Source organism: Nonomuraea sp. CA-141351 (assembly GCF_050944675.1).
In the GTDB taxonomy this organism is placed as follows: Bacteria; Actinomycetota; Actinomycetes; order Streptosporangiales; family Streptosporangiaceae; genus Nonomuraea.
Genome location: NZ_CP191982.1, coordinates 8880931 through 8904063, shown reverse-complemented (window position 1 = coordinate 8904063; position 23133 = coordinate 8880931). Strand labels below are relative to the sequence as shown.

General features: G+C 69.6%; 19 protein-coding genes. 10 read left to right on the top strand and 9 right to left on the bottom strand.

The features are described from left to right. Positions 1–60: 60 nt before the first annotated feature. Positions 61–285: a hypothetical protein gene (locus ACQPWU_RS41925; RefSeq protein ID WP_433431227.1), complete on the top strand. Its 225-nt coding sequence runs from the start codon at positions 61–63 to the stop codon at positions 283–285. Positions 286–730: 445 nt separating this feature from the next. On the opposite strand, the gene ACQPWU_RS41920 is transcribed toward ACQPWU_RS41925, so the two are convergent. The 4 genes from ACQPWU_RS41920 to ACQPWU_RS41905 all read right to left on the bottom strand — a co-directional run bounded on the left by ACQPWU_RS41920 (position 731) and on the right by ACQPWU_RS41905 (position 3852). Next, on the bottom strand, positions 731–1180 hold the full coding sequence (locus tag ACQPWU_RS41920) for a hypothetical protein (RefSeq protein WP_433431226.1): 450 nt from the start codon (positions 1178–1180) through the stop codon (positions 731–733). After that, entirely contained in the window at positions 1161–1856 is a 696-nt protein-coding gene (locus tag ACQPWU_RS41915) for a DUF433 domain-containing protein (protein ID WP_433431225.1), read from the bottom strand. The genes ACQPWU_RS41920 and ACQPWU_RS41915 overlap by 20 nt, the downstream gene beginning before the upstream one ends. A 671-nt stretch (positions 1857–2527) precedes the next feature. Continuing rightward, on the bottom strand, positions 2528–3187 hold the full coding sequence (locus ACQPWU_RS41910) for a potassium channel family protein (protein ID WP_345002424.1): 660 nt from the start codon (positions 3185–3187) through the stop codon (positions 2528–2530). After that, positions 3187–3852, bottom strand: a complete 666-nt coding sequence (locus tag ACQPWU_RS41905; protein WP_433431224.1) for a potassium channel family protein — start codon at positions 3850–3852, stop codon at positions 3187–3189. Before ACQPWU_RS41905 ends, ACQPWU_RS41910 begins: the two co-directional genes overlap by 1 nt. Positions 3853–3954: 102 nt before the next feature. Between ACQPWU_RS41905 and ACQPWU_RS41900 the strand changes: the two genes are divergently transcribed. From ACQPWU_RS41900 to ACQPWU_RS41890, 3 genes are all read left to right on the top strand, one after another. Next, the gene (locus ACQPWU_RS41900) at positions 3955–5997 is read left to right on the top strand and encodes an APC family permease (protein WP_433431223.1); all 2043 of its coding nucleotides are present in this window, start codon (positions 3955–3957) and stop codon (positions 5995–5997) included. Between the two features lie 30 nt (positions 5998–6027). Then, positions 6028–7257 (top strand): class I SAM-dependent RNA methyltransferase, encoded by a 1230-nt coding sequence (locus tag ACQPWU_RS41895; protein ID WP_433445420.1) that lies wholly within the window; start codon positions 6028–6030, stop codon positions 7255–7257. A 707-nt stretch (positions 7258–7964) separates the two neighbouring features. Continuing rightward, positions 7965–8870 (top strand): LLM class flavin-dependent oxidoreductase, encoded by a 906-nt coding sequence (locus ACQPWU_RS41890; RefSeq protein ID WP_433431222.1) that lies wholly within the window; start codon positions 7965–7967, stop codon positions 8868–8870. Positions 8871–8983: 113 nt separating this feature from the next. On the opposite strand, the gene ACQPWU_RS41885 is transcribed toward ACQPWU_RS41890, so the two are convergent. The 4 genes from ACQPWU_RS41885 to ACQPWU_RS41870 are packed head-to-tail and all read right to left on the bottom strand — an operon-like array spanning position 8984 to position 12854. Beyond that, a complete protein-coding gene (locus ACQPWU_RS41885; protein WP_433431221.1) occupies positions 8984–9583 on the bottom strand; it encodes a response regulator transcription factor in 600 nt (199 codons plus the stop codon). Further along, complete coding sequence (locus ACQPWU_RS41880) at positions 9580–10668, bottom strand: sensor histidine kinase (RefSeq protein WP_433431220.1); 1089 nt, start codon at positions 10666–10668, stop codon at positions 9580–9582. The genes ACQPWU_RS41885 and ACQPWU_RS41880 overlap by 4 nt, the downstream gene beginning before the upstream one ends. Next, positions 10668–11789: a sensor histidine kinase gene (locus tag ACQPWU_RS41875; RefSeq protein ID WP_433431219.1), complete on the bottom strand. Its 1122-nt coding sequence runs from the start codon at positions 11787–11789 to the stop codon at positions 10668–10670. The genes ACQPWU_RS41880 and ACQPWU_RS41875 overlap by 1 nt, the downstream gene beginning before the upstream one ends. Before the next feature lie 51 nt (positions 11790–11840). Next, positions 11841–12854, bottom strand: coding sequence for a hypothetical protein (locus ACQPWU_RS41870; protein WP_433431218.1), 1014 nt, complete (start codon positions 12852–12854; stop codon positions 11841–11843). Between the two features lie 118 nt (positions 12855–12972). On the opposite strand from ACQPWU_RS41870, the gene ACQPWU_RS41865 reads away from it, so the two are divergent. Genes ACQPWU_RS41865 through mug form a run of 5 tightly spaced genes read left to right on the top strand, consistent with a single transcriptional unit; the run spans position 12973 to position 19833 of the window. Beyond that, a complete protein-coding gene (locus ACQPWU_RS41865; protein WP_433431217.1) occupies positions 12973–13887 on the top strand; it encodes an LLM class F420-dependent oxidoreductase in 915 nt (304 codons plus the stop codon). A gap of 44 nt (positions 13888–13931) precedes the next feature. Then, entirely contained in the window at positions 13932–15404 is a 1473-nt protein-coding gene (locus ACQPWU_RS41860) for a 3' terminal RNA ribose 2'-O-methyltransferase Hen1 (RefSeq protein WP_433431216.1), read from the top strand. After that, entirely contained in the window at positions 15316–17859 is a 2544-nt protein-coding gene (locus ACQPWU_RS41855; protein WP_433431215.1) for a polynucleotide kinase-phosphatase, read from the top strand. Before ACQPWU_RS41860 ends, ACQPWU_RS41855 begins: the two co-directional genes overlap by 89 nt. A gap of 47 nt (positions 17860–17906) precedes the next feature. Further along, entirely contained in the window at positions 17907–19307 is a 1401-nt protein-coding gene (locus ACQPWU_RS41850; protein ID WP_433431214.1) for a sugar porter family MFS transporter, read from the top strand. Between the two features lie 10 nt (positions 19308–19317). After that, on the top strand, positions 19318–19833 hold the full coding sequence (mug, locus tag ACQPWU_RS41845) for a G/U mismatch-specific DNA glycosylase (RefSeq protein ID WP_433431213.1): 516 nt from the start codon (positions 19318–19320) through the stop codon (positions 19831–19833). Here the strand turns inward: mug and ACQPWU_RS41840 are convergent. Further along, the gene (locus tag ACQPWU_RS41840) at positions 19803–20720 is read right to left on the bottom strand and encodes a CAP domain-containing protein (protein WP_433431212.1); all 918 of its coding nucleotides are present in this window, start codon (positions 20718–20720) and stop codon (positions 19803–19805) included. The genes mug and ACQPWU_RS41840 overlap by 31 nt on opposite strands. Positions 20721–21340: 620 nt before the next feature. Here ACQPWU_RS41840 and ACQPWU_RS41835 point away from each other — a divergent pair. Continuing rightward, positions 21341–23098, top strand: coding sequence for an ABC transporter substrate-binding protein (locus ACQPWU_RS41835; protein ID WP_433431211.1), 1758 nt, complete (start codon positions 21341–21343; stop codon positions 23096–23098). The last annotated feature ends 35 nt before the right edge of the window (positions 23099–23133 follow it).

Sequence of the window (23133 nt, the reverse complement as noted above, 5' to 3'; positions counted from 1 at the left end):
TACAAAGGTCGGCGAACGATCACGCCGTATCGGGGGCCCATCATGTACAGAAGCGCCATCATGGCCGTGACCACGACCGCCGCCGCCCTGCTCCTGTCTGCCGGGCCCGCGATCGCCGACGACGACTGGCTCGGGCCGGATCGCGCTCTGTGTGGAGGGGGTGCGGAGGCGACGCCGGGCTTCGACGTGTTCTTCATGCCGGAGGGAGTCTTCTTCGTGCCGCGGAGGGTCGCCACGCCCTGTGCGGACACGAACGACCCGCACGACTCCCCATTGATGGGCTGAGCACCCGTTGAGATCCCTCGCATGTCGTGGCGAGGGTCGCTTGGGTTTTGCCGTCGTCGTTCTGGTTGAAGGCGGACCGGAGTGCACCGGACTCGCGCGCGGAACGGCAGACGCCGTTAGGTTCTCGATGATTCAGCGGTCTCGCAGGACCGCATGACACCCTCAGAACGCCCGCAAGCCTTGCGGCAAAACGCCCAAGAACTACCCGGCAGAACGCCCACAGATAGTGCGGCAGAACGCCCACGCGCATGGGCTCAGCTGCGGTGACGCGCGGTATGACTAAGCCGCATCTGCCCCCGAGACGCGCCGAAGCGATGGCACTTGAAGCCCTGGCGGACACGCGGGTCGTGGTCGTGGACAGTGCTCGGCACGCAGCGCCTGGGCGCAGGGCCACGTGGACGAGGCGTACGACGTCCTCATGGATCGGCGCGTGTCGTGTGCATGATCACAGAAGCGAGGGCCAGAACTTCGGCGGCGTCTTGGCCGGATCGATGAGATGCAGGCGACTTGCCGCAGTCGGATCGACACCACGCAAGGTGATCAACCGCTGACCATCGGACTCCTTCAGCAAGGCCAGCGCGCCAGGCAGGCCGGCCGCGACGGTCGCGATCGCGATGCCTATGCCGACCAGTCCTGGGTGCTTGTGCGAGTACTCGACCCGATGTATTCCGGAGGTGGCGATGGCCGCGACCTCTCGGGGACGCTGCATCTGCCGCCCGTCGTTCGTCAGGATCGCATCAAACCCGTCAGCCGCAGCCCGAGGGTAGAGCATCTCATCGCGGGTTCCAGACCAGCCATCGAGATCGAGCAGGTGCACGATTTCGTGGTTCAGGATGAATGCGGTGAGAACCTGATGGAGGGGCTTGGGGACGTTCTCATCCAGCAGCAGCCTCACGCGGCTCCCTCGGGGGATCATAGCTGTCGACGTAATCAGCGAAGTCCTTCGCGTCCAACGCCGCGGGGGCCGTCACGCTCGGGTAGTACTTGGAGATCTGCTCGGCTGGTATCCCGTCACGCAACAACGCTGCGACCTCGTCATAGGGCACGCGGGTGCCTTCGATCACGGGTATTCCACCCCTGATGGCAGGATCGACGGTGACGTGGTCACGGGGCCGAAGCAGATCGGGAATGTGCCGGCCATCCCGGTAGAACGGGCGTAGGACATCGACCATCTCATGGATGACCACATGAGCCTTACGGTGCACGAGGTCGGTTGCCTGTCCCGGCTCCACGAGATAGATCGTGGAGCCATCGGCCACCATGCGGTAAGCCGACAGGTGCTCACGCTCCTGTAGATCGTCACGAAGCGTGTCCAGGGCTCGCCGAATCTTCTGCAGCGAGGTGTCATTGCGCAGCTTCACACAGGTCCGCAGTGCCACCAGGTCGCGGAAGGAGTAGAGAATGGGGCGGATCACGGAGATCTCGGGGATGAGCACGGCCCCACGGCTGGCGCTGGCTTTACGCCAGTGCGCGAGTTGGCGAAGCGTCGCACCCGACAGCGCCGCCGCAAGCTTCGGACTGTAGGACATCGGCTCCGCACATCCTCCCTCTCCTCGGTCGAGAACCTGCATCGGAGTCATCATCGCAAAGATCTCCTCGCTGCACAGGCATTGGTCGGCAGCCTGTCACTCTGCGATCGCCCGTGAGCTCCAGAAAGCGGGACCCGACCAGCTCAAGCCAGTCTGGATTCGTGCGATTCATCTGTGAGCTCCTTGAACACGAATCGTGCGCGCATTGTCCTTTATGGCGGCCATGATCTCCCCCCGCCCTCGGCCCGCATCAGCGAAGGCATCAGGCATCCACCTCGCACATCGCAGCCTCATTGGATGGCGTGAGGGTCTTCTCCACTTCAAGGGGCTCTCGGCTGAGCCACTCGTCCGGTTTGCGGCGCTCAGCGGATGTTCGCATTGTGTCGAGCCAAACGGTGGCACCTGGAGTGGCCATCTGCCGGGATGGCGTTTACCCGCGGTAATTGGGGGTCGCGTCCGGGGGTGCGGGGACCGGCAGGTCCCCGCCTGGGGGTGTGGGGGCTTGCCCCCACAGGACGCAGCCCGAGCTCTCGTCGCGCGTAGCGCGTCTCCGGGCGAGGACCGCGCCTTTGCGGGGTCGAAGGGGCGGAGCCCCTGGGAGGCAGGGCCCGAGTGCTCGCATGGCGCGAAGCGCCTCCCAGCGCGAGGACCTTGCTTTCCGCCTCCGGAACCCCCGGAGGCTCCGGAACCCTGGGACGTCCTGGGCGTACCGGCTAGTGCTGGGAGAGGAGGTGGGCGAGCTCCTGCTCGACCTCCTGGTTGGCCACGAACAGCAGCTCGTCGCCCGCCTCCAGCGGATCGTCCGCCGTTGGCACCAGGACCCGGCCCTCGCGGAGGATCGCCACCAGGGCCGCGTCCACCGGCCAGGGGACCGAGCCCGCTCGCTGGCCGACGACGGGGGCGTCCTCCGCCAAGGTGAGCTCCACCAGGTTGGCCTGGCCCTGGCGGAAGGTCATCAGGCGGACGAGGTCGCCGACGCTGACCGCCTCCTCCACCAGCGCGCTCAGCAGGCGCGGGGTCGAGACCGCCACGTCCACGCCCCAGGACTCGTTGAAGAGCCACTCGTTGTTGGGGTGGTTGATGCGGGCGACCACGCGTGGCACGCCGTACTCGGTCTTGGCCAGCAGCGAGACGACCAGGTTGACCTTGTCGTCGCCGGAGGACGCGACCACGACGTGGCAGTTGTTGAGCCCGGCCTCGTCCAGGGAGGCGATCTCGCAGGCGTCGGCGAGGAGCCACTCGGCGCGCGGCACGCTGTCGATCTTGATGGCCCGGGGGTCGATGTCGATGAGCAGGACCTCGTGGCCGTTCTCCAGGAGTTCGGCCGCGATGGAGCGGCCGACGGCGCCTGCTCCGGCGATGGCGACGCGCATCACTCGTCCTCTTCCGGTGCCGCGGCGAGCACCTTGTTGATCCGGTCCATGTCGTTCTCCGCGGCGATGACGTGCAGCACGTCACCCTCCTGCACCACGGTGTCGTCCGTGATGGTCAGGGCCTCACCCATGCGGTTGATGAAGGCGGCGCGAGCCCTGACGCGCGCCTCGAGGTCGACGACACGGGTGCCGATCCACTCCGGATGCGCGGTGACCTCGGCCAGGATGACGGTGCCCGTGGGGTCGCGCCAGAGCGGCTCTGTGCCCTCGGGAAGGATGCGGCGCATGATCTGGTCGGCCGTCCAGCGGACGGTCGCCACCGTGGGGATGCCCAGCCGCTGGTAGACCTCGGCCCGGCGAGGGTCGTAGATGCGGGCCACCACGTTGTCCACGCCGAACGTCTCGCGGGCCACACGGGCGGAGATGATGTTGGAATTGTCGCCGCTGGAGACCGCGACGTACGCGGCGGCGGACTCGATGCCGGCCTCGGTGAGCACGTCGCGATCGAAGCCGATGCCCGTCACCCGCCGACCCCGGAATCCGGCGCGCAGCCGCCGGAACGCCTGCGGATCGCGGTCGATGATGGCGACGGAATGGCCGCTGTCTTCGAGGATGTGGGCGAGAGTCGAGCCGACCCGGCCACACCCCATGATCACTATATGCATTTCCCCCCGCATGTTCGCGGTCGGCCGATTGCTGGACACCAGTATGGCCCGAGGGGGGAGCGCCGCGTTTAGGGCGTCGGCATGGGGCTAGCATCTCGTTACGTGGCGAAGGTAACGGATCTTGTCAAACGCATGCTCGTGGGGCGGGCCCTACGCAGCGGGCAACTCCACGAGCAACTCCTGCCTAAACGGATCGCACTCCCGGTTTTCGCGAGTGACGCGCTCTCTTCTGTGGCGTATGCGCCGCAGGAGATTCTGGTCATCCTGTCCCTGGCCGGCGTCTCCTTCTATACATACAGCCCCTGGGTCGCGGTCGCTGTCGTGGTCGTGATGCTCACCGTCGTGGCGTCGTACCGGCAGAACGTGCACGCCTATCCCAGCGGCGGCGGTGACTACGAGGTGGCGACCACCAACCTCGGCAAGAACGCCGGGCTCACCGTCGCCAGCGCGCTCCTGGTCGACTACGTGCTGACCGTCGCGGTGTCCGTCGCCAACGGCGTCGACTACGTCGGCGCCACGATCCCGTTCGTGGGCGAGCACAAGCCCGCCATCGCCATCGCCATCGTCATCCTGCTCACCGTGGTCAACCTGCGCGGCATCCGTGAGTCCGGCGTCGCCTTCGCCATTCCGACGTACGCATTCATGATCGCCGTCCTCATCCTGATCGCCTGGGGCGGGTTCCGGCTGCTGGTGCTGGGTGACAATCTCCAGGCGCCGAGCGCCCACTTCACCATCCAGCCCGAGCAGACCAACCTGGCCACCTTCGCCGCCGCGTTCCTGATCCTGCGCGCGTTCTCCTCGGGCTGCGCCGCCCTGACAGGCGTCGAGGCCATCAGCAACGGCGTGCCCGCGTTCAGGAAGCCCAAGAGCAAGAACGCCGCCACGACGCTGCTGATGATGGGCCTGGTCGCGGTCACCATGTTCGGCGGCATCATCGCGCTCGGGCTGGCGTCCGGGGTGAAGATCGCCGAGCCGTCCGTGGTCGCCGAGGACCTGCTCAGGCCCGACGGCACGCCCGTCGGGCCCGGCTACTATCAGCAGCCGATCATCTCCCAGGTGGCCGACGCGGTGTTCGGCGGAGGGTCGCTGCCGTTCGTGGTGATCTCGGCGGTGACGGCGCTGATCCTCTTCCTGGCGGCCAACACCGCCTTCAACGGCTTCCCGGTGCTCGGCTCCATCCTGGCGCAGGACCGTTACCTGCCGCGCCAGCTCCACACCCGCGGCGACCGGCTGGCCTTCTCCAACGGCATCGTCATCCTGGCGGCCGGCGCGTGCCTGCTGCTGTGGGGCTTCCAGGCCGACGTCAGCCGCCTGCTGAACCTTTACATCGTCGGGGTCTTCGTCTCGTTCACGCTCAGCCAGACCGGCATGGTCATCCACTGGACCCGCCACCTGAAGACCGAGACCGACCCCAAGGTGCGCCACCAGATGCACCGGTCCCGCGTGATCAACTTCTTCGGCGGGATCATGACGGGGCTCGTGCTGGTTGTCGTGCTGCTGACGAAGTTCCTGGTCGGGGCGTGGATCGTGTGCATCGCGATGCCGATCCTGTTCCTGATGATGAAGGCCATCAGGCGCCACTACGACAACGTGGCCGCCGAGCTGGAGGTCACCGAGGACTACGAGCCGGCCATGTTGCCCGCGCGCAACCACGCGATCGTGCTCGTCTCGAAGATCCACAAGCCGACCCTGCGCGCCCTCGCGTACGCCCGCGCCACCAGGCCGTCCACGCTGGAGGCCGTCACGGTGGGCGTCGAGGGCGAGGACGCGCGCAAGCTGCAGGAGGAATGGGAGCGGCGGGGCATCCCGGTGCCGCTCAAGATGCTCGACTCGCCGTACCGCGAGATCACGCAGCCCATCCTCGACTACGTCAAGACCCTGCGGCGGCGCTCGCCGCGCGACGTGGTGACCGTGTTCATCCCCGAGTACGTGGTCGGCCACTGGTGGGAGCACCTGCTGCACAACCAGAGCGCGCTCAGGCTGAAGGCCCGGCTGCTGTTCAAGCCGGGGGTCATGGTGACGAGCGTGCCCTGGCAGCTGCACTCCTCCGACCGGCTCAAGGGCAGGCCCGAACCGTTCGCTCCCGGGGCCGTGCGCCGGCCCTGGCACGAGACCGTCAAAGATGAGGAGCAGCTCCGGGCATAGGGTGTTCCTGTGGAACAGGCATCTCTCGAGTTGACGGTAGGTCCGGTCGCGCATGGCGGCTGGTGTGTGGCGCGCCACGAAGGGCGCGTGGTGTTCGTACGGCATGCGCTGCCCGGCGAGCGCGTGATCGCCCGCGTCACCGAGGAGACCGCCCGGTTCCTGCGCGCCGACGCCGTGGAGATCTTGGAGGCCTCACCCGACCGGGTGGTGCCGCCTTGCCCGTACGCGGGCCCGGGGCGGTGCGGCGGCTGTGACTGGCAGCACGCGACGCCGGAGGCGCAGCGGCGGCTCAAGGCGCAGGTCGTGGCCGAGCAGCTGCAGCGGCTCGCGGGCATTTCGCGCGAGGTCGTGGTGGAGGAGGTGCCGGGGGCCAAGGACGGGCTCGGCTGGCGCACGCGGGTGCAGTTCGCCGCCACGCCCAGCGGCGAGCTGGGCTTCCGCCGGCACCGCTCGCACGAGATCGAGGTGGTGGACGCCTGCCTGATCGCCCATCCCGAGGTGGAGGCGGTCGGGGCCGAAGAGCGCTCCTGGCCGGGGGCGTCCGGCGTGGAGGTCATCGCGTCCTCCGCCGGCGATCGGGCCGTGGTGGTCGCGCCCAGGCCGCGCCGTAGTGTCACGGTGCCCGATCTCGACGCGTCCGCCTCGGTCCTGCTCGACCAGGGCAAGGGCCGTACGGTGCCGCGGCGCGGCTCCGGGGTGCTGCGCGAGCAGGTGGGCGACCGGGAGTTCCGGGTGGCGGGCAGCGGTTTCTGGCAGGTGCACCCGGGGGCCGCCGAGACGCTGCTGGACGCGGTGCTGGCGTACGCGGCGCCGGAGCCGGGGGAGTGGGCGCTCGACCTCTACTGTGGGGTGGGGCTGTTCGCGGCCGGGCTGGCCGAGGCCGTGGGGCCGTCCGGCGCGGTGTTCGGCCTGGAGTCCGACGCGGCCGCCGTGCGCGACGCCCGGGCGAACCTTCGCGACCTGCCACAGGCCCAGGTGGAGCGGGGGCGGGTCGAGGAGGCCCTGGACCGCTTCCAGATCGAGCGCGCGGACATCGTGGTGGTGGACCCGCCCCGTTCCGGGCTGGGACGCGAGGTGGTGGAGCGGATCTCCTCGATGGACGCGCTGCGCATCGTGTACGTGTCGTGCGACCCGGCCACGCTGGCGCGGGATCTGGCCTGGCTGGCGGAGCGCGGTTACACCCTTTCTGATTTGCGGGCTTTTGACGCATTTCCGATGACCCATCACGTGGAGTGCGTGGCGCTGCTGGTCAAGAGTTAGAACACGCTGCGGCATAGACGGCGCACGCGAGCCGATCGGATCGGCGTGGGCGGCGTGGTCTTTATCGTGCTCGGATTCCTGCTCGGGAAGTTCTTCGGACAGCGAGTCTCGGGGCGCCTTAATACCGGTACCACGACGTGTCAGGACGCCGGGCGGAATGGGCGTGCTCCCGTTCATTAAGCGGCCTGTTGTCTCCTGACTCGCCCCCATAGTGAAATTTACTTTCACCGGCGGAGAAACGGGTGAAGGCTGCTTGCAGATTGGTAGACCCTCATGCACCGTGGAATCAAGATTGAGAAAGGAGGAACAGTGCAGGTCAGGGGACCAATCCGGGGGGAGGTGATACCAGGATGTGCGATCCATCGGGCTTTGGGACCACGATCGTGCAAGAGCTCGGACGCATAGTCCGGGATGCGATCAAGTCAACACCCCGGACCGTACGGTTTCTCGTGATACTGGCCGCCGTTGTCATAGCGATCGGCGCTGTAAGAGCCATGATCGACTAAACGGCGTCGCATGTAGTGGAGATACATGCGAATGAAGCAAGGCTAACGTGGGGAAGGCCAAGTGTCGAGCTTCCCCACGTGATGCCTTCCTGAATTCCCACAGCTCAGGCGGCCTGCAGCAGGCGCACGGAGCTTTTCCCCTCCCGGTAATTCCGCGCGGATGTTGACCTCGACCTCGCTTGAGGTTGCACAGTGGGGCGCATGGAAAGCTTCGAGATCGGCGTCGTGCTGCCCGGGGTCGACGTCCAGCGCCGGGACGGCATCGACCTGTCAACGGCCGCCCGGCACGCCGAGGACGCCGGGCTGGACGGCGTATGGCACGGCGACCACCTGGCCATCGGCGGGCCGACGCTGGACGGCCCGATCGCCCTGGCGATCGCGGCCGCGGCCACCGCCGAGGTCAGGGTCGGCACGAGCGTGTTCATCCCCGCGATCCGGCCCCTCGCCTGGGCCGCCAAGCAGATCGCGTCCTTGCAGCACGTCTCCGGCGACCGCCTCGTGCTGGGCGTGGGTTCGGGCGGTGGGCCCGGGCAGTGGGCCGCGGCCGGAGTGCCCTATGGCTCGCGTGGCCGCCGTACCGACACGGCCCTGGAACTGCTGCCCCGGTTGCTGGCGGGTGAGGAGGTAATGCTGCCGGACGAACCTGGCGAGCCGCCGGTCCGGTTGGCCCCGGCTGCCGCGATGCCCCCGGTGTGGGTCGGCAACGCGTCCGCGGCGGCGATCCGGCGGGCCGCGCGGCTGGGCGACGGCTGGTTCCCGTCCCTGATCTCGCCCGGGGAGGTGGCCGAGGGCCGGGCACGCCTCGCCGAACTGGCCGCCGAACACGGCCGCCCCACGCCGGTCATCGCGATCGGCGGCGCGGGCGCCCTGGGTACCGGACCCGGCCTTCCGTCCCGGGAGGAGATCGCGTCAGGCATCAGCGCCGCCTACGGGCGCCCCCAGGAGGAGGTCGTCGAGATCCCGCTCACCGGCCACCCGAAGGAGGCCGCCGAGAAGCTCGCCGCCTACCGCGAGGCGGGGGCCCGCCACGCGATCATCGGGATATCGGGCGGCGACTGGCGGACGCAGGTCGACCTGCTGGCGGAGGCCCGGAGCCTGATGCGATAGCCGGGCGGCACGTGCAGGAGCCGCTGCCGCGTGTACGCCTACGACGTCCTCGCCGCCACCGCCGTCGTGCGCGAGCTCCCGGTGGACGCCGCGAAGGTTCACGGCGCGTGCGGTTAGAGCCAGCCCATACGCTGGGCCGTCCTGATGGCCTCCAGGCGGTTCTGCGCGTTGAGCTTGGCCATCGCGCTCGACAGGTAGTTGCGTACGGTGCCCTCGGTCAGGTGCAGCTCGGCCGCGATCCGCGAGATCGTGGCCCCGTCGCCTGCCAGCCGGAGCGCGTCGCGCTCACGCTCGGTCAGCGGGCTGTCCCCGGCGGCCATCGCCGCAGCGGCCAGCTCGGCGTCGAGGTAGCGGCCGCCGGCCTGGACCTTGCGGATCGCCATGGCCAGCTCTTCGGCCGAAGCGTCCTTGCCGAGGAAGCCGCCCACGCCCGCCGCCATGGCCCTGCGCAGGTAGCCGGGGCGGCCCAGGCTCGTCAGGATGATGATCTTGCAGTGGGAGCTGATCTGCTCGGCCGCGCTGAGGCCGTCCATGCCGGGCATCTCGATGTCGAGCACGGCCACGTCAGGCCGGTGCTCGGCCACGGCGGCCACGACCTCGTCGCCCCTGCCCACCTGGGCGACGACCTCGATGCCTTCCTCGAGGTCGAGCAGGGCCGCGATGGCGCCCCTGATCAGGTGCTCGTCGTCCGCAAGCAACACCCGGGTCGTCATGCCGGCACCGCCGCCCGCAGCAGGTAGCGGCCCTCGTGAGTCGGCGAGGCCTCCAGGGTGCCGCCCGCCGCTCGCACGCGCTGGGCCAGCCCCGCCAGGCCGTTCGGCGCGGGCTCGCTGACCGGCCCGCTCAGCCCGTCGTTGGACATCTCCAGCACCCCGTCCTCGATCGTGATCGTGCAGCGTTCGGCCTTGCTGTGTTTGAGCACGTTCGTCGCGCCCTCGCGCACGACCGCGGCCAGCAGCGTGCGGGCCTCCGGCGACAGCGTGCCCGTCTCCGCGTGCACGGTACACCGTACGTCCGCCGCCTCCAGCACCGCGCGCACGCTGGACAGCATCTCGTCCAGGTCGACGGCCCGGTAGCTCTGCACGACCGAGCGGACCTCGCGCAACGACCGCCTGGCCTGGTCGCGTACCGCGAACATCTCCTCGGCGGCCGCGCGAGCGTCGGTGGGCAGCGTGCGCGACGCGTTCTCCGTCCGGGCCGCGATGTCGGTGAGGCTCTGCCCGAGCAGTGAGTTCAGGTCGCGGGCGAAGCGCAGCCGCTCCTCCGACACCGCCAGCCTCGACCGCGCCTCCTGCCCTTCGTGGGCCTCCTTGGCCACCCGCCACAGCCACAGGTTGATCAGCACGCCGCCCACGCTGATGGCGGTGAGCAGCGCCTGTGCCAGGACCAGCGCCGGCACGAACCCGCTCAGCAGCCCCACGTAGAGGTTGAAGGCCACGACGGACGCCACCGACAGGACGACCGCGGTGCGCCTGCGCACGAACGGCGCCAGCGTCGCCAGCCACGTCGGCATGGCCCACATGAGCCCGATGACCGCCAGGAGCAGGCTGAGCACCCCGGTCACCGCCAGGATCGCCGTCGGCCGCGAGCCGCCTCTCATGGCCACCCTGAACGGCCGCGTCGCCAGCACGTTGAAGGTCAGCAGCAGGACGGCGCCGGTCACGAGCACCGGCATGGGCACCCCCAGCTGCCAGCGGACATACAGGTCGTAGTAGCCGATTAGAGAGGCCAGCTGGATGACGTCGGTGGAGTAGACGATCAGCCAGCGGAGCTTGTCCAGCTTCGTCGCGCGCCGCATCACGTCGGCACCGCCGCGCGCAGCAGGAACTCACCGGTCGGGGTGGGCTCTGCCGAGAAGGAGCCACCCGCCGTGGCCAGCCGTTCCGACAGGCCGCGCAGGCCGTTGCCCGGGGCGGGCGTCCACCCTGGCACCCCGTCGTTGAGCATCTCCAGCACTCCGCCGTCGATGGTGATCGCGCAGCGCGTGGCGGTGCTGTGCTTCAGCACGTTCGTGGTCCCTTCGCGAACCGCCCACGCCAGCAGTGTTCTGGCGGCCGGCGACAGGCCGTCGGCCCTGGCGTCGATCACGCAGCGGGCGCCCGCCGCCTCGAGCGCGGCACGCGCGCCGGACAGCTCCTCGTCCAGGTCGAGCATCCGGTATCCGTGCACCGCCTGCTGCACCTCGGCCAGCGAGTCGCCGGCCAGCCGGCGCACCTGGGCCATCTCGTCGGCCGCCCGCCCGGCGTCCTTGGTCGCCAGCTTGGCGGCCAGCTCGCTCTTCAACGTGATGACCGACAGGCTGTGCCCGAGCAGGTCATGCAGGTCGCGGGCGAAACGCAGCCGCTCTTCCGACACCGCCAGCCGGGCCTTCGCCTCCTTGCTGTCGTGGGCGTCCCTGATCGTCCACCAGAGCCAGCGCCAGAGCAGCATGGACGCGGTGATCACGATGGCGCTGAGCGTCTCGGGGATCAGCACGTCCGGCCAGGACCGGTCGGTGATGGCCACGACGTAGCCGCTGACCAGACCCACCACGGCCACCCCCAGGCCGAGGGTCACGGTCAGCGGGACGTACAGTGCCGCGATCGACAACCACACCACGCCGAGCTCCAGCCAGCTGGGCGTGTCCCCCAGCGGGTGGTGCGGCAGCAACACGACTGAGACCACCGTGAAAAGCGTCGCGATCATCAGCTTGGGCGTCGGGCGGCCCGGCCTGCTGTCGTAGGCGTCCCTGAGCAGGAAGGGGAAGAGCCCGAAGAACCCGAGCATGCACGCGATGGTGATCGTGGCGTTGAGCGGGCTGATGCGGCCGGCCGTGGCATGCAGCACGGTGAGGGTCACCATCAGCAGGCCCAACAGGCCGATCGCGGCGTCCATCCAGAGGAGCAGGAGCTTTCGCGCCGTCTCCGGACGCGCCGCCATCACGTCCTCCCCCTGCCGCCGGAACCCTCATCGGTCTCGGAAATCCTATATTCAGGGAAGGGCTCGCCAAAGGATCCGCGACACGTCGGGCGCCGGGGCGACTCCGCGTAGCGACAGCCAGGCCAGCCCGTGGCGGGTGGCGTACTCGGTCAGCGTGCGGGCGTCGACCTCGTTCAGGTCGCCCGAGCCTGTCAGTACGGGGGTCAGCGCGATGCGCCTCCACGCCTGGTCGGGGTCGGTCAGGCCCTGGGCCTGCGCGATCTGGTCCCTGGCCGCCAGCACGGCGTCCGCCACCCGGTGCAGGCGGCCGTCGGCGGAGCCGCGCGGCTCGATCTCGGCCAGCAGGTTGACGGTGCCGACCTCGGCGCCCGCCTGGCGGGTGGCGCGCAGCATCGCGACGTCGCCCGCGTCCAGCCCGTCCTGTCCCAACGGCAGCGTGAAGCTGACCTGGAGCGGCCGTTCGCGCTGCATGGCGTAGATGGCCCGCGCTCTGCGCAGCACGGCGGCCTTGTCGTCGCTGTCGCGGACCTCGAAGTCGACGGCGGCGGCGTCGAACGCCCCGACCACCCTGCGGTAGGCGGCCGCCAGCCCGCCGGGCCTGGCGCACGTGTCGGCCAGCTCCCGCCCGTCCGGGCCGCCGAACACGGGCGCGGCGTCGCCGCCCATGGCCCTGAGCCGGCCGATCCGGTTGGCCACGGGGTTCTTGCCGGGGTCGAGCGGGCCGGAGCCGGACGGGCCGTTCCATTTGGGTACGCAGCCGTCGTCGCCCGCCACGAGGTGGCCGAGCGCGTAGTGGCGCACTCCGGTGCGCCGGGACTCCTTGGACAGGTCGAAGCCGGGTTCGCGGGCGGTGTCGACGAATTCGACGAACCCGGCGGCCGGCTCGTCGGCCACCGGTGGCGAGGCGGCAGGGGTTTGCCTCACCACCGGCGGCGGCTTCGGCGCGGGACTGGCGCCCGCGGGGAGCATCCGCACCACCATTCCGGTGGCGCCGGCGAGCACGAGCGCGCTGAGGATCGAGAGTGGGCGCGGGAGCGTGCCTGGCTCCCTCTTCCGCCGCGGCATGGGCAACCCCGTGTGATCAGTCGGCTACGTACCGGCGCTTTCGTGAACGCTAGCAAGCACGCGGGCCTCCGTGCGGGGCTTTTCCGGCGCGCGTCCGTTGTGTACGCATAATGGCGTCATGAAGCTGCGGATCTTCACCGAGCCCCAGCAGGGCGCGACATATGACGACCTGCTCACCGTCGCCCAGGCCACCGAACGGCTGGGCTTTGACGCTTTCTTCCGTTCCGACCACTACATGCGCATCGGCCCCGGTGACCCGGGCCCCGGCTCCACCGACGCGTGGATCACCCTCGCAGGGCTGGCGAGGGAGACCTCGAGGATCCGGCTGGGCACCCTCGTGACGCCGGCCACGTTCCGGTTTCCCGGGCCGCTGGCGATCAGCGTCGCGCAGGTCGACCAGATGAGCGGCGGCCGGGTCGAGCTGGGCTTCGGCACCGGCTGGTTCGATGCCGAGCACGCGGCGTTCGGCATCCCGTTCCCGCCGCAGAACGAGCGGTTCGGGCGGTTCGAGGAGCAGCTCGAGATCATCACGGGCCTGTGGGCCGCGGAGAAGAGCTTCTCGTTCGAGGGCAGGTACTACCGGGTCGCCGACTCGCCCGCGCTGCCCAAGCCGGTGCAGAGGCCCCGGCCGCCGGTCATCATCGGCGGTTTCGGCGCCAAGCGCACGCCGCGGCTGGCGGCGGCGTACGCGGACGAGTACAACCTGCCGTTCCGCACGCTGTCCGACACGGCGCAGGGGTTCGGGCGGGTGCGCGAGGCCTGCGAGACCACCGGGCGCAGCCTGGTCTACTCGGTGGCGCAGACCACCATTGTGGGCCGCGACCGGGCCGAGGTCGAGCGGCGCGCGGCCGCCGTCGGCGAGAACCCCGACACGCTGCGGGAGAACGGCCTGGCCGGTACCCCCGCCGAGGTGCTGGAGAAGATCGGGAAGTTCGCCGAACTGGGCGCCGAGCGGCTCTACCTCCAGATCCTGGATCTGTCGGACCTGGAGCACCTGGAGCTGATCGCCGCCGAGGTGCTGCCGCACGTCTAGTAATCGAATGGCGGTGCTTCGCGGGGGTACGGCAGACTTGGGGCGTGCTGCTGACGATCACGACCACCGCGAGGCCCGCCACCGACTTGGGTTTCCTCCTGCACAAGCATCCTGAGCGGGTGCAGGAGTTCGGCCAGTCGTTCGGCACGGCCAGGGTGTTCTACCCCGAGGCGGACGACGAGCGCTGCACGGCGGCGCTCATGCTCGAGGTGGACCCGATCGCGCTGGTCAGGTCGCGCGGCAAGAGCTCGCCCGACTTCAGCCTGTCGCAGTACGTCAACGACCGCCCCTACGCGGCCTCGTCGCTGCTGGCCGTGGCGCTGGCCGACGTGTTCCGCACCGCTCGGGCCGGCCGGTGCAAGGCCAGGCCGGAGCTGCCCGGCACGCCGCTGCCGCTGGAGCTGCGGCTGCCCGCGCTGCCCTGCCGGGGCGGCCCGGAGCTGGCGGCGCGGCTGTTCGAGCCGCTCGGGTGGGAGGTGGACGCGCAGGCGTTGCCGCTCGACGAGGGCTTTCCCGAGTGGGGTGAGTCGCGCTATGTCCGGCTCACCCTGCGCGGGACCGCGCGCCTCGCCGACGCGCTCAACCACCTGTACGTGCTGCTGCCCGTGCTCGACGACGGCAAGCACTACTGGATCGCGCCCGACGAGGTCGACAAGCTGATCAGGGCAGGTGAGGGATGGCTGCACGGCCACCCCGACCGCGGCCTGATCACCCGGCGCTACCTGGGGCGGCGCTGGGCGCTGGCCCGCACCGCGCTGGCGCGGCTGGCGGAGCTGGGCGACGAGACCGAGGAGGAGCTGGAGCCCGCGGTCGAGGAGGACGCGCCCGCCGGGGAGACCGCCGCCGACGAGGCGGCCGCCGCGGAGGCCGAGGTCCAGGGCGAGGCTTCCCCGGAAGAGGCCACGAAGAGGAAGCCCCTGAACATCACCCGCCGCGAAGCGGTGCTGGCCAAGCTGGAGGAGCTGGGCGCGGTCAGCGTGATCGACCTGGGCTGCGGACAGGGCGAGCTGGTCGGCGCGCTGCTGGGCAGGCCCAGGTTCGCCAGGGTGAGCGGTATGGACGTGTCGTCGATGGCGCTCACCATCGCCGCCCGCAAGCTGCGCCTCGACCGCATGCCCGACAGCAAGCGCGCCAGGCTCACCCTTTTCCAGGGCGCGCTGACGTACACCGACAAGCGCCTGTCCGGCTATGACGCCGGGGTGCTCATGGAGGTGATCGAGCACGTCGACCCGCCCCGGCTGGCCGCGCTCGAAAACGTCGTGTTCGGCCACGCGAGGCCCTGGCACGTGCTCGTCACCACGCCCAACATCGAGTACAACGTCCGCTATGAGTTCCTGACCGGGCTGCGCCACCGCGATCACCGCTTCGAGTGGACCCGCGCCGAGTTCGCCGCCTGGGCCACCCGCGTGGCCGGCGAGTACGGCTACCATGTCGCGTTCGAGCCGGTCGGCGACGACGACCCCGAGGTCGGCCCGCCCACCCAGATGGGAGTGTTCACCCGTGATCAGCGTTCCTGAGCTGTCCCTGGTGGTGCTCGTCGGCGTCTCGGGCAGCGGCAAGTCGACGTTCGCCAGGAAGCACTTCAAGCCCACGCAGGTCATCTCGTCCGACTTCTGCCGCGGCCTGGTCGCCGACGACGAGAACGACCAGGCGGCCACCCCCGCGGCGTTCGACCTGCTGCACCACATCGTCGGCGTGCGGCTGGCCAGGGGCCTGTTCACCGTGGTCGACGCCACCAACGTTCAGTACGCCGCCCGCAAGAGCCTGATCGAGCTGGCCAGGCAGCACGACGTGCTGTGCGACGCGATCGTGCTCGACGTGCCGGAGGAGGTGGCCATCGAGCGCAACGCCGTGCGCCCCGACCGCGACTTCGGCCGCGGCGTGGTGATCCGCCAGCGCAAGGACCTGCGGCGCTCGCTGAGCAGGATCTCGAACGACGGCTTCAGGCGGGTGCACGTGCTGCGCGGTCTCGACGAGATCGACGACGCGGCGATCACGTACGAGAAGGCGTGGTCCGACAAGACCGAGCTGACGGGCCCCTTCGACATCATCGGCGACATCCACGGCTGCCGCTCCGAGCTGGAGACGCTGCTGGGCAGGCTCGGCTGGCAGCGCCGGCCAGAGGGGCTCGCGCACCCGGAGGGCCGCACCGCCGTGTTCGTCGGCGACCTGGTGGACCGCGGGCCCGACACGCCCGGCGTGCTGCGCCTGGTGATGGACATGGTCGAGGCGGGCACCGCGATCTGCGTGGCCGGCAACCACGAGCAGAAGCTGGTGCGCGCGCTCAACGGGCGCAAGGTCAAGGTCGCGCACGGCCTGCAGGAGTCGCTCGACCAGCTCGCCGAGCAGCCGCCCGAGTTCGTGGAGCGGGCCAGGTCCTTCATGGACGGCCTGCGCAGCCACTACCGGCTCGACGGCGGCCACCTGGTCGTCGCGCACGCGGGCCTCAAGGAGGCCTACCACGGCCGCGCCTCCGGCCGGGTGCGCTCCTTCGCCCTGTACGGCGACACGACCGGCGAGACCGACGAGTACGGCCTGCCGGTCCGCTACCCGTGGGCCGAGGAGTACCGCGGCAGAGCCATGGTCGTCTACGGCCACACCCCCACACTCCGCCCCGAATGGGTCAACAACACGATCTGCCTCGACACCGGCTGCGTCTTCGGCGGCCACCTGACCGCGCTGCGCTACCCCGAGCGCCAGATCGTCCAGGTCCCCGCGGAGAAGGTCTGGTACGAGCCGGCCAAGCCACTCGGCGGCCCGGCCCGCGATCCCGGCATGCTGGACATCAACGACGTGACCGGCACCCGGTACGTCGAGACCGGCTTCGGCCCCCGGGTCAAGGTCCTTGAGGAGAACGCGGCCGCCGCCCTGGAGGTCATGAGCCGGTTCGCGGTGGACCCGCGCTGGCTGGTCTACCTGCCGCCCACCATGGCGCCGCCGGAGACGTCCAAGCTGGACGGCTACCTGGAGCACCCGCACGAGGCGTTCGAGGAGTTCGCCGCCGCCGGCGTGCGCTCGGTCGTGTGCGAGGAGAAGCACATGGGCTCCCGGGCCGTCGCCGTGCTGGCCAGAACGCCGGAAGTGGCGGCGGCCAGGTTCGGGGTGACGGACGGCAGCGCGGGCGCCGTCTACACGCGCACCGGGCGGCCGTTCTTCGACGACATGGCGCCACTGGTCACGCGGCTGCGCGAGGCGTGCGAGCCGCTCTGGGCCGAGCTCGGCTCGGACTGGGTGGTGCTCGACTGCGAGCTGCTGCCCTGGTCGGCGAAGGCCGGCGAGCTCATCAGATCGCAGTACGCCTCCGTCGGGGCGGCCGCGCGCGCCGCGCTGCCCGAGGCGGTCGCGGCCTTGGAGGCGGCGGCCGGGCGCGGGCTGGATGTGGGCGATCTGCTGCATCGCACCCGCCGCCGCTCCCACAACGCTGCCCTGTTCCGCGAGGCCTATGCGCGTTACTGCTGGCCGGTCGACGGCCTGGAGGGGATCAAGCTGGCGCCGTTCCAGATCCTGGCCTGCGAGGGGCGGGCCACGGCGCTGGAGCCGCACAGCTGGCACCTGTCCACGCTGGCGGTGCTCGACTCGCCGCTGATCACCCCTACCCAGCATGTCTTCGTCACGCTCGACTCGCCGGAGTCCCGGGCGGAGGCGACCGCGTGGTGGGAGTCGCTGACGGCGGCGGGCGGCGAGGGCATGGTGGTCAAGCCCGCCACGTACGCGCCCGGCCGGGTGCAGCCGGGGGTGAAGGTACGCGGGCGCGAATACCTGCGCATCATCTACGGCCCCGACTACACCGAGTCGCTCGACGTGCTGCGCAGGCGCTTCCTGGGCAAGAAGCGCTCGATGGCGCTGCGCGAGTACGCGCTGGGGCTGGAGGCGCTGTCGCGGCTGGCCGAAGGGGAGGCGGGCTGGCGGGTGCACGAGCCGGTCTTCGCCGTGCTGGCACTGGAGTCCGAGCCGGTCGACCCGCGGCTTTAGCGGCATGACCTGCGGGTATGTGTCCCCCACCTCGGGGGAGGACCTGCATGGCTGCCAAGTACACCCATCACGAGCATCTGGGCCACGTCGTGTTCATCACGGCGGCGGCGGCCATCGGAGGGTTCCTGTTCGGATATGACAGCGCCGTCATCAACGGCGCGGTCGTCGGGATCCAGAAGTACTTCCAGGTGGGGCCGGTCCGGACGGGGTTCGTGGTGGCCATCGCGCTGCTCGGGTCCGCCGTGGGGGCCTGGGCGGGCGGCGGGCTGGCCGACCGGCTGGGGCGTACCAGGACGATGCAGGTGGCGGCGGGGCTGTTCGCGATCAGCTCGATCGGGCAGATGCTCCCGTTCGCCCTCTGGGACCTCGCCCTCTGGCGCGTGGTCGCGGGCTTCGCGATCGGCATGGCGTCGGTGATCAGCCCCGCGTACATCGCCGAGGTGGCCCCGCCCGCCTATCGGGGACGGCTGGGCTCGTTCCAGCAGCTGGCCATCGTGCTCGGCATCGCGGTCTCGCAGCTCGTCAACTACCTGATCGTCCAGCTGGCCGGCGGCAACGTGAACAACGACGTATGGGCCCTGCAGGCGTGGCAGTGGATGCTGGGCGCCTGCTTCGTGCCCGCCCTGCTCTACTTGGTGTTCGCCCTGACCATCCCCGAGTCGCCGCGCTACCTGATCATGTCGGGGCGCACGAGGAAGGCGCGCGAGGTGCTGGCCGAGGTCGAGGGCGAGGACGTGGACCTCGACGCCCGCATCGCGGAGATCCAGCACGTGCTGCGTACCCAGCGCGTGCCGACGGTGAAGGATCTGCGCGGGCCCGGGTCCGGGCTGCTGCCGATCGTCTGGATCGGGATCACCCTGTCGGTGTTCCAGCAGTTCGTGGGCATCAACGTGATCTTCTACTACTCGTCAGTGCTGTGGCAGTCGGTCGGCATCAACCAGGCGGACTCGCTGCTGATCAGCTTCTCCAGCTCGATCATCAACATTGTGGGCACGTTCATCGCGATCTCGCTGGTGGACAAGATCGGGCGCAGGCCGCTGCTCCTGATCGGCTCGGCCGGGATGACGGTCGCGCTGGCCACCGCGTCGTGGGCGTTCAGCGCCGGCCGCGTGGCCGGGAAGTCGGTCACGCTGCCGGACCCGCAGGGGCCGATCGCGCTCGTGGCGGCCAACGTGTTCGTGCTGTTCTTCGCGCTGTCCTGGGGTGTGGTGGTCTGGGTGCTGCTGGGAGAGATGTTCCCGAACCGCATCCGCGCCGCCGCCCTGGGCGTCGCGGCGGGAGCGCAGTGGATCGCCAACTGGGCGATCACGGTGTCGTTCCCGGCGCTGGCGCAGTGGAACCTGCCGGCCACCTACGCCATGTACGCGTTCTTCGCCCTGCTGTCGTTCCTCTTCGTCACCAAGTGGGTGCGGGAGACCAAGGGCCGCAAACTCGAAGACATGGGCTAATCTCCGGCACGTGATTGACGACGTGCTGGCTCCCTCGCTCGACGTGCTGTTCTGCGGCATCAATCCCGGCCTCATGTCCGAGGCCACCGGTCACCACTTCGCCCGCCCCGGCAACCGCTTCTGGCCCGCGCTGCACCTGTCCGGCTTCACGCCGCGCCTCCTGGCGCCTTCCGAGCAGCACCTTCTCCCCTCGTACGGCCTGGGCATCACGAACATCGTCGCCCGCCCCAGTGCCAAGGCGTCGGAGCTGACCAGACAGGAGCTGGCCGAGGGCGGTCTGGCACTGGCGGCGAAGGTGGCGGACGCCGCGCCCAAGGTGCTGGCCGTGCTGGGGATCTCGGCCTACCGGACGGCCTTCGCCCGCCCCAAGGCCCGCATCGGCCCTCAGGACGAGCTCGTCGGCGGGGCCAGGGTCTGGGTGCTGCCCAATCCCAGCGGGCTGAACGCCCATTGGACCCTGGCCACCATCGCCGGCGAGATGGGCCGGCTACGCGGCTACCTGCCGACGAAGTCCTGGGTCCAGTAGATCCGGCCCTGGGCGTTCTTGGCGGCGCCGACGCCGATGAGGTTGTACGCGCAGTTCATGATGTTGGCCCGGTGGCCCGGGCTGTTCATCCAGCCCTCGACCACGGAAGCCGGGGTGGGCTGGCCGAAGGCGATGTTCTCGGCGAAGGCCCTGCCTCCGGAGAAGCCGGCCGCCCTGATCCGGTCCATGAAATCGCGGCCGTCCTTGGAGGCGTGGTCGAAGTAGCCCTGCTTCGCCATGTCGGAGGAGTGGCCGAACGCGGCCGCGCGAAGCAGCGGGTCGAGCTTGAGCGGCGCGCAGCCGCCCTTCGCCCGCTCGGCGTTGGTCAGCCTGAGGACCTCGTTCTCCAAGGCCGTGCCCACCCCTCCCGTGGAGGGGGCCGGGCTGGTGGGTGTGCCGCTGGGGCTGGGAGTGGGCGTGGGGGTGCTGACGGGGGCGCAGGCCAGTCTCACAGCCCGTGACTTGACGGTACGGCCGCGGTAGTCGGTGGCGAACGCGTAGTAGGTGCCGGGCTTGCAGGCGAGCACCAGGGTGACGCGGCCGTTCCTGGTGGCCCCGCTCTTGACGACGCGGTCGGGGCCGGGGACGGCGCGCTGGATGCGGATGCGCAGCAGCGCCGGACTGTCGCAGCCACGCCGGGTGGCGAACGACGTGATCTTGCCTTTGGCGCTGAGCCTGGGCTTGGCCACGCTCACGCGGCACGAGGTCTCCGACGACACCGCGGAGCCCTGCGCCGCCGCTGAGCCGGGCGATGGGGCCGAGCCCTGCTGTGCGGCCGAGCCCTGCGCCGCGGTTGAGCCCTGCGTCGCGGCCTCGGCCGCACAGCCAGTCGCGCAGAGCGCCGCCAGGCTCAGGAGCCCGGCGAATACCCCATGGGGTCTACGCATAGGGGGTTTCCTCCAGTTGCGATAGACGCTGGATGGCTAGGCATTCTGTCGGGGTCGAGACCGATTTGTCATCAAATTGGGATATTTGCCACAAGACTCAGGTAAACCAAAGTGATCGTTGAGGCGTCTGTGACGCCGCCGCGCAGGCCCGGAAACCCCTACGCGAGCGGGCTTCGCGAGCCACGATCTCGCCTGGAGGTACGCACCGGGCCGGCGTCCGGTTCGGACGGCGGGCATCCCCACCGAGGTGCGCACGGTGGTAAGGACTCCGGCCCGCTCGCTGCTCTCGTTGAACCGGTTAGCCGACCCGGCGGGTACGCATCGCGCCCCTGAGAGCGTTTGCAGGAGCCACGTCTCGAAAGCGTCACGGGCTATTGACGGCACCGATCAGGGAATTTACGGTCACGGTACTTATCCGGTTCAGCAGGCCATTGACCGGCCTGCGCCTACTGAAGAGTGATCGCTCACCGGTCCCAAGGCGGGGAGCGCTCTTCGCGTCCGGCCTGGGAGCGCTCCCAGGTGAGAGTCCGGAGCGCGGCCCGTTCGAGAGCAGCCGGCCCATCGAGGTGTCGACAAGACGTGCGAACCTTCGCGCCGGGCGCGGAGGAAGGAGAGAAGCGATGCGTAACCGGGTTCGGATCATGATTCCGCTCGTGGCGGCGGGCCTGCTCGCCGCGGCCTGCACGGGCGGCGGAGCCACGCCGACCCCGCCGGCCTCCCAGTCGCAGAGCCAGGGCGCGGTGACCAACGCCAACCCCGACTCGCTGCCGCGCAACGAGACGCTCTATACGACCGGCACCCAGTGGGGCCCGCCGGCCAACTTCAACCCCATCAGGGAATGGGACCACGCCACGGGCACCAAGGGCCTGGTGTACGAGACGCTGTTCCACTATGACGCGACCGCGGGCAAGTTGACCCCCTGGCTGGCCGAGAGCGGCTCGTGGGCCGACGACAAGACCTACCAGGCCAAGCTCCGCCAGGGCGTCAAGTGGTCCGACGGCCAGCCTCTGACGGCCAAGGACGTGGTGTTCTCCTTCGAACTCGGCAAGATGGAGACGATCCCGTACCACAACCTGTGGACCTGGCTGAAGAGCGTCGAGGCCGTTGACGACCAGACGGTGAAGTTCACCTTCTCCACGGCCAACTACCAGCAGTGGGACTTCAACCTCTTCAACCGGTCGATCGTCCCCGAGCACATCTGGAAGGGCCGTTCGGAGAAGGAGGTGCTCGACGGCACCAATGAGAACCCGGTGGGTACGGGCGCGTACACGTTCATGACCAAGGACCAGGACCGCGTCGTGCTGCGGCGGCGCGACGACTGGTGGGGCAAGGCCGCGCTGAACATGGAGCCCAAGCCGCGCTACATCGTGGACATCGTCACCCCGAGCAACGAGGTCGCGCTCGGCCTGCTGCTGCAGAAGGGCATGGACCTGAGCAACAACTTCCTGCCCGGTGTGGCCAACCTGGTGAAGGGCAACTTCGGCCTGACGACCTACTACAACCAGCCGCCGTACATGTTGTCGGCCAACACCGCGTGGCTGGTGCCCAACAACACCAAGAAACCGCTGAACGACCCCGCCTTCCGCAAGGCGCTCGCCTCCTCGATCGACGTCAAGAAGATCGTCGAAGGCGTGTACGGCAACCTCGTCAAGGCCGCCAGCCCGACCGGCCTGCTGCCGCAATGGGAGCAGTACGTCGATCAGAACGTGGTGGCCAGGTCCGGATTCGCTTTCGACGTGGCCAAGGCGAAGAAGATGCTGACCGACGCCGGTTACAAGGACACCGACGGCGACGGGTACGTCGAGAACAAGGACGGCTCCAAGCTCAACCTGAGCATCATCGTGCCGTCCGGCTGGACGGACTGGATGGAGTCGGCCAGGTCCATCGCCGCCAGCGCCAAGACCGCCGGCATCCAGGTCACCCCGGACTTCCCCGACTTCAACGCCCTGGTGGAGAGGCGCGGCAAGGGCGACTTCGACCTGCTGATCAACAATGAGCGGCAGCTGTCGAACTCGCCGTACACCTACTACGAGTACCTCTTCCAGCTCCCCGTCCAGAAACAGCAGAACACCGTCAACTTCGCCCGCTACGACAACAAGCGCGCCTGGGACCTGACCAAGCAGCTCGACCAGGTCAAGACCGACGACGTCGAGGGCATGAAGAAGATCATCTCCCAGCTCCAGCAGATCCACCTGGACGACCTGCCGGTGATCCCCCTCTGGTACAACGGCCTGTGGGCGCAGTCCAGCAACCAGGTCTGGAAGAACTGGCCGGCCGCGGAGGGCAGCACGCCCAAGACTCCGGCCGTGATGTGGCACAACTGGTTCGAGCTCGGTGGCTTCGAGACCCTCACGCAGCTCCAGCCCTCCGGCTCCTGACCCCACCGCCCCCCCGCGCCGCCGGGAGCGGGGGC

Bases quoted from the DNA above. Each gene is read 5' to 3' on its own strand.
- ACQPWU_RS41840 (WP_433431212.1), bottom strand. From the start codon at position 20,720: ATGCGTAGACCCCATGGGGTATTCGCCGGGCTCCTGAGCCTGGCGGCG.
- ACQPWU_RS41835 (WP_433431211.1), top strand. From the start codon at position 21,341: ATGCGTAACCGGGTTCGGATCATGATTCCGCTCGTGGCGGCGGGCCTG.
- ACQPWU_RS41850 (WP_433431214.1), top strand. From the start codon at position 17,907: ATGGCTGCCAAGTACACCCATCACGAGCATCTGGGCCACGTCGTGTTC.
- ACQPWU_RS41865 (WP_433431217.1), top strand. From the start codon at position 12,973: ATGAAGCTGCGGATCTTCACCGAGCCCCAGCAGGGCGCGACATATGAC.
- ACQPWU_RS41910 (WP_345002424.1), bottom strand. From the start codon at position 3,187: ATGCGCGTCGCCATCGCCGGAGCAGGCGCCGTCGGCCGCTCCATCGCG.
- ACQPWU_RS41885 (WP_433431221.1), bottom strand. From the start codon at position 9,583: ATGACGACCCGGGTGTTGCTTGCGGACGACGAGCACCTGATCAGGGGC.
- ACQPWU_RS41870 (WP_433431218.1), bottom strand. From the start codon at position 12,854: ATGCCGCGGCGGAAGAGGGAGCCAGGCACGCTCCCGCGCCCACTCTCG.
- ACQPWU_RS41880 (WP_433431220.1), bottom strand. From the start codon at position 10,668: ATGCGGCGCGCGACGAAGCTGGACAAGCTCCGCTGGCTGATCGTCTAC.
- ACQPWU_RS41890 (WP_433431222.1), top strand. From the start codon at position 7,965: ATGGAAAGCTTCGAGATCGGCGTCGTGCTGCCCGGGGTCGACGTCCAG.
- ACQPWU_RS41915 (WP_433431225.1), bottom strand. From the start codon at position 1,856: ATGCAGGTTCTCGACCGAGGAGAGGGAGGATGTGCGGAGCCGATGTCC.
- ACQPWU_RS41855 (WP_433431215.1), top strand. From the start codon at position 15,316: ATGTCGCGTTCGAGCCGGTCGGCGACGACGACCCCGAGGTCGGCCCGC.
- ACQPWU_RS41925 (WP_433431227.1), top strand. From the start codon at position 61: ATGGCCGTGACCACGACCGCCGCCGCCCTGCTCCTGTCTGCCGGGCCC.
- ACQPWU_RS41905 (WP_433431224.1), bottom strand. From the start codon at position 3,852: ATGCATATAGTGATCATGGGGTGTGGCCGGGTCGGCTCGACTCTCGCC.
- ACQPWU_RS41875 (WP_433431219.1), bottom strand. From the start codon at position 11,789: ATGGCGGCGCGTCCGGAGACGGCGCGAAAGCTCCTGCTCCTCTGGATG.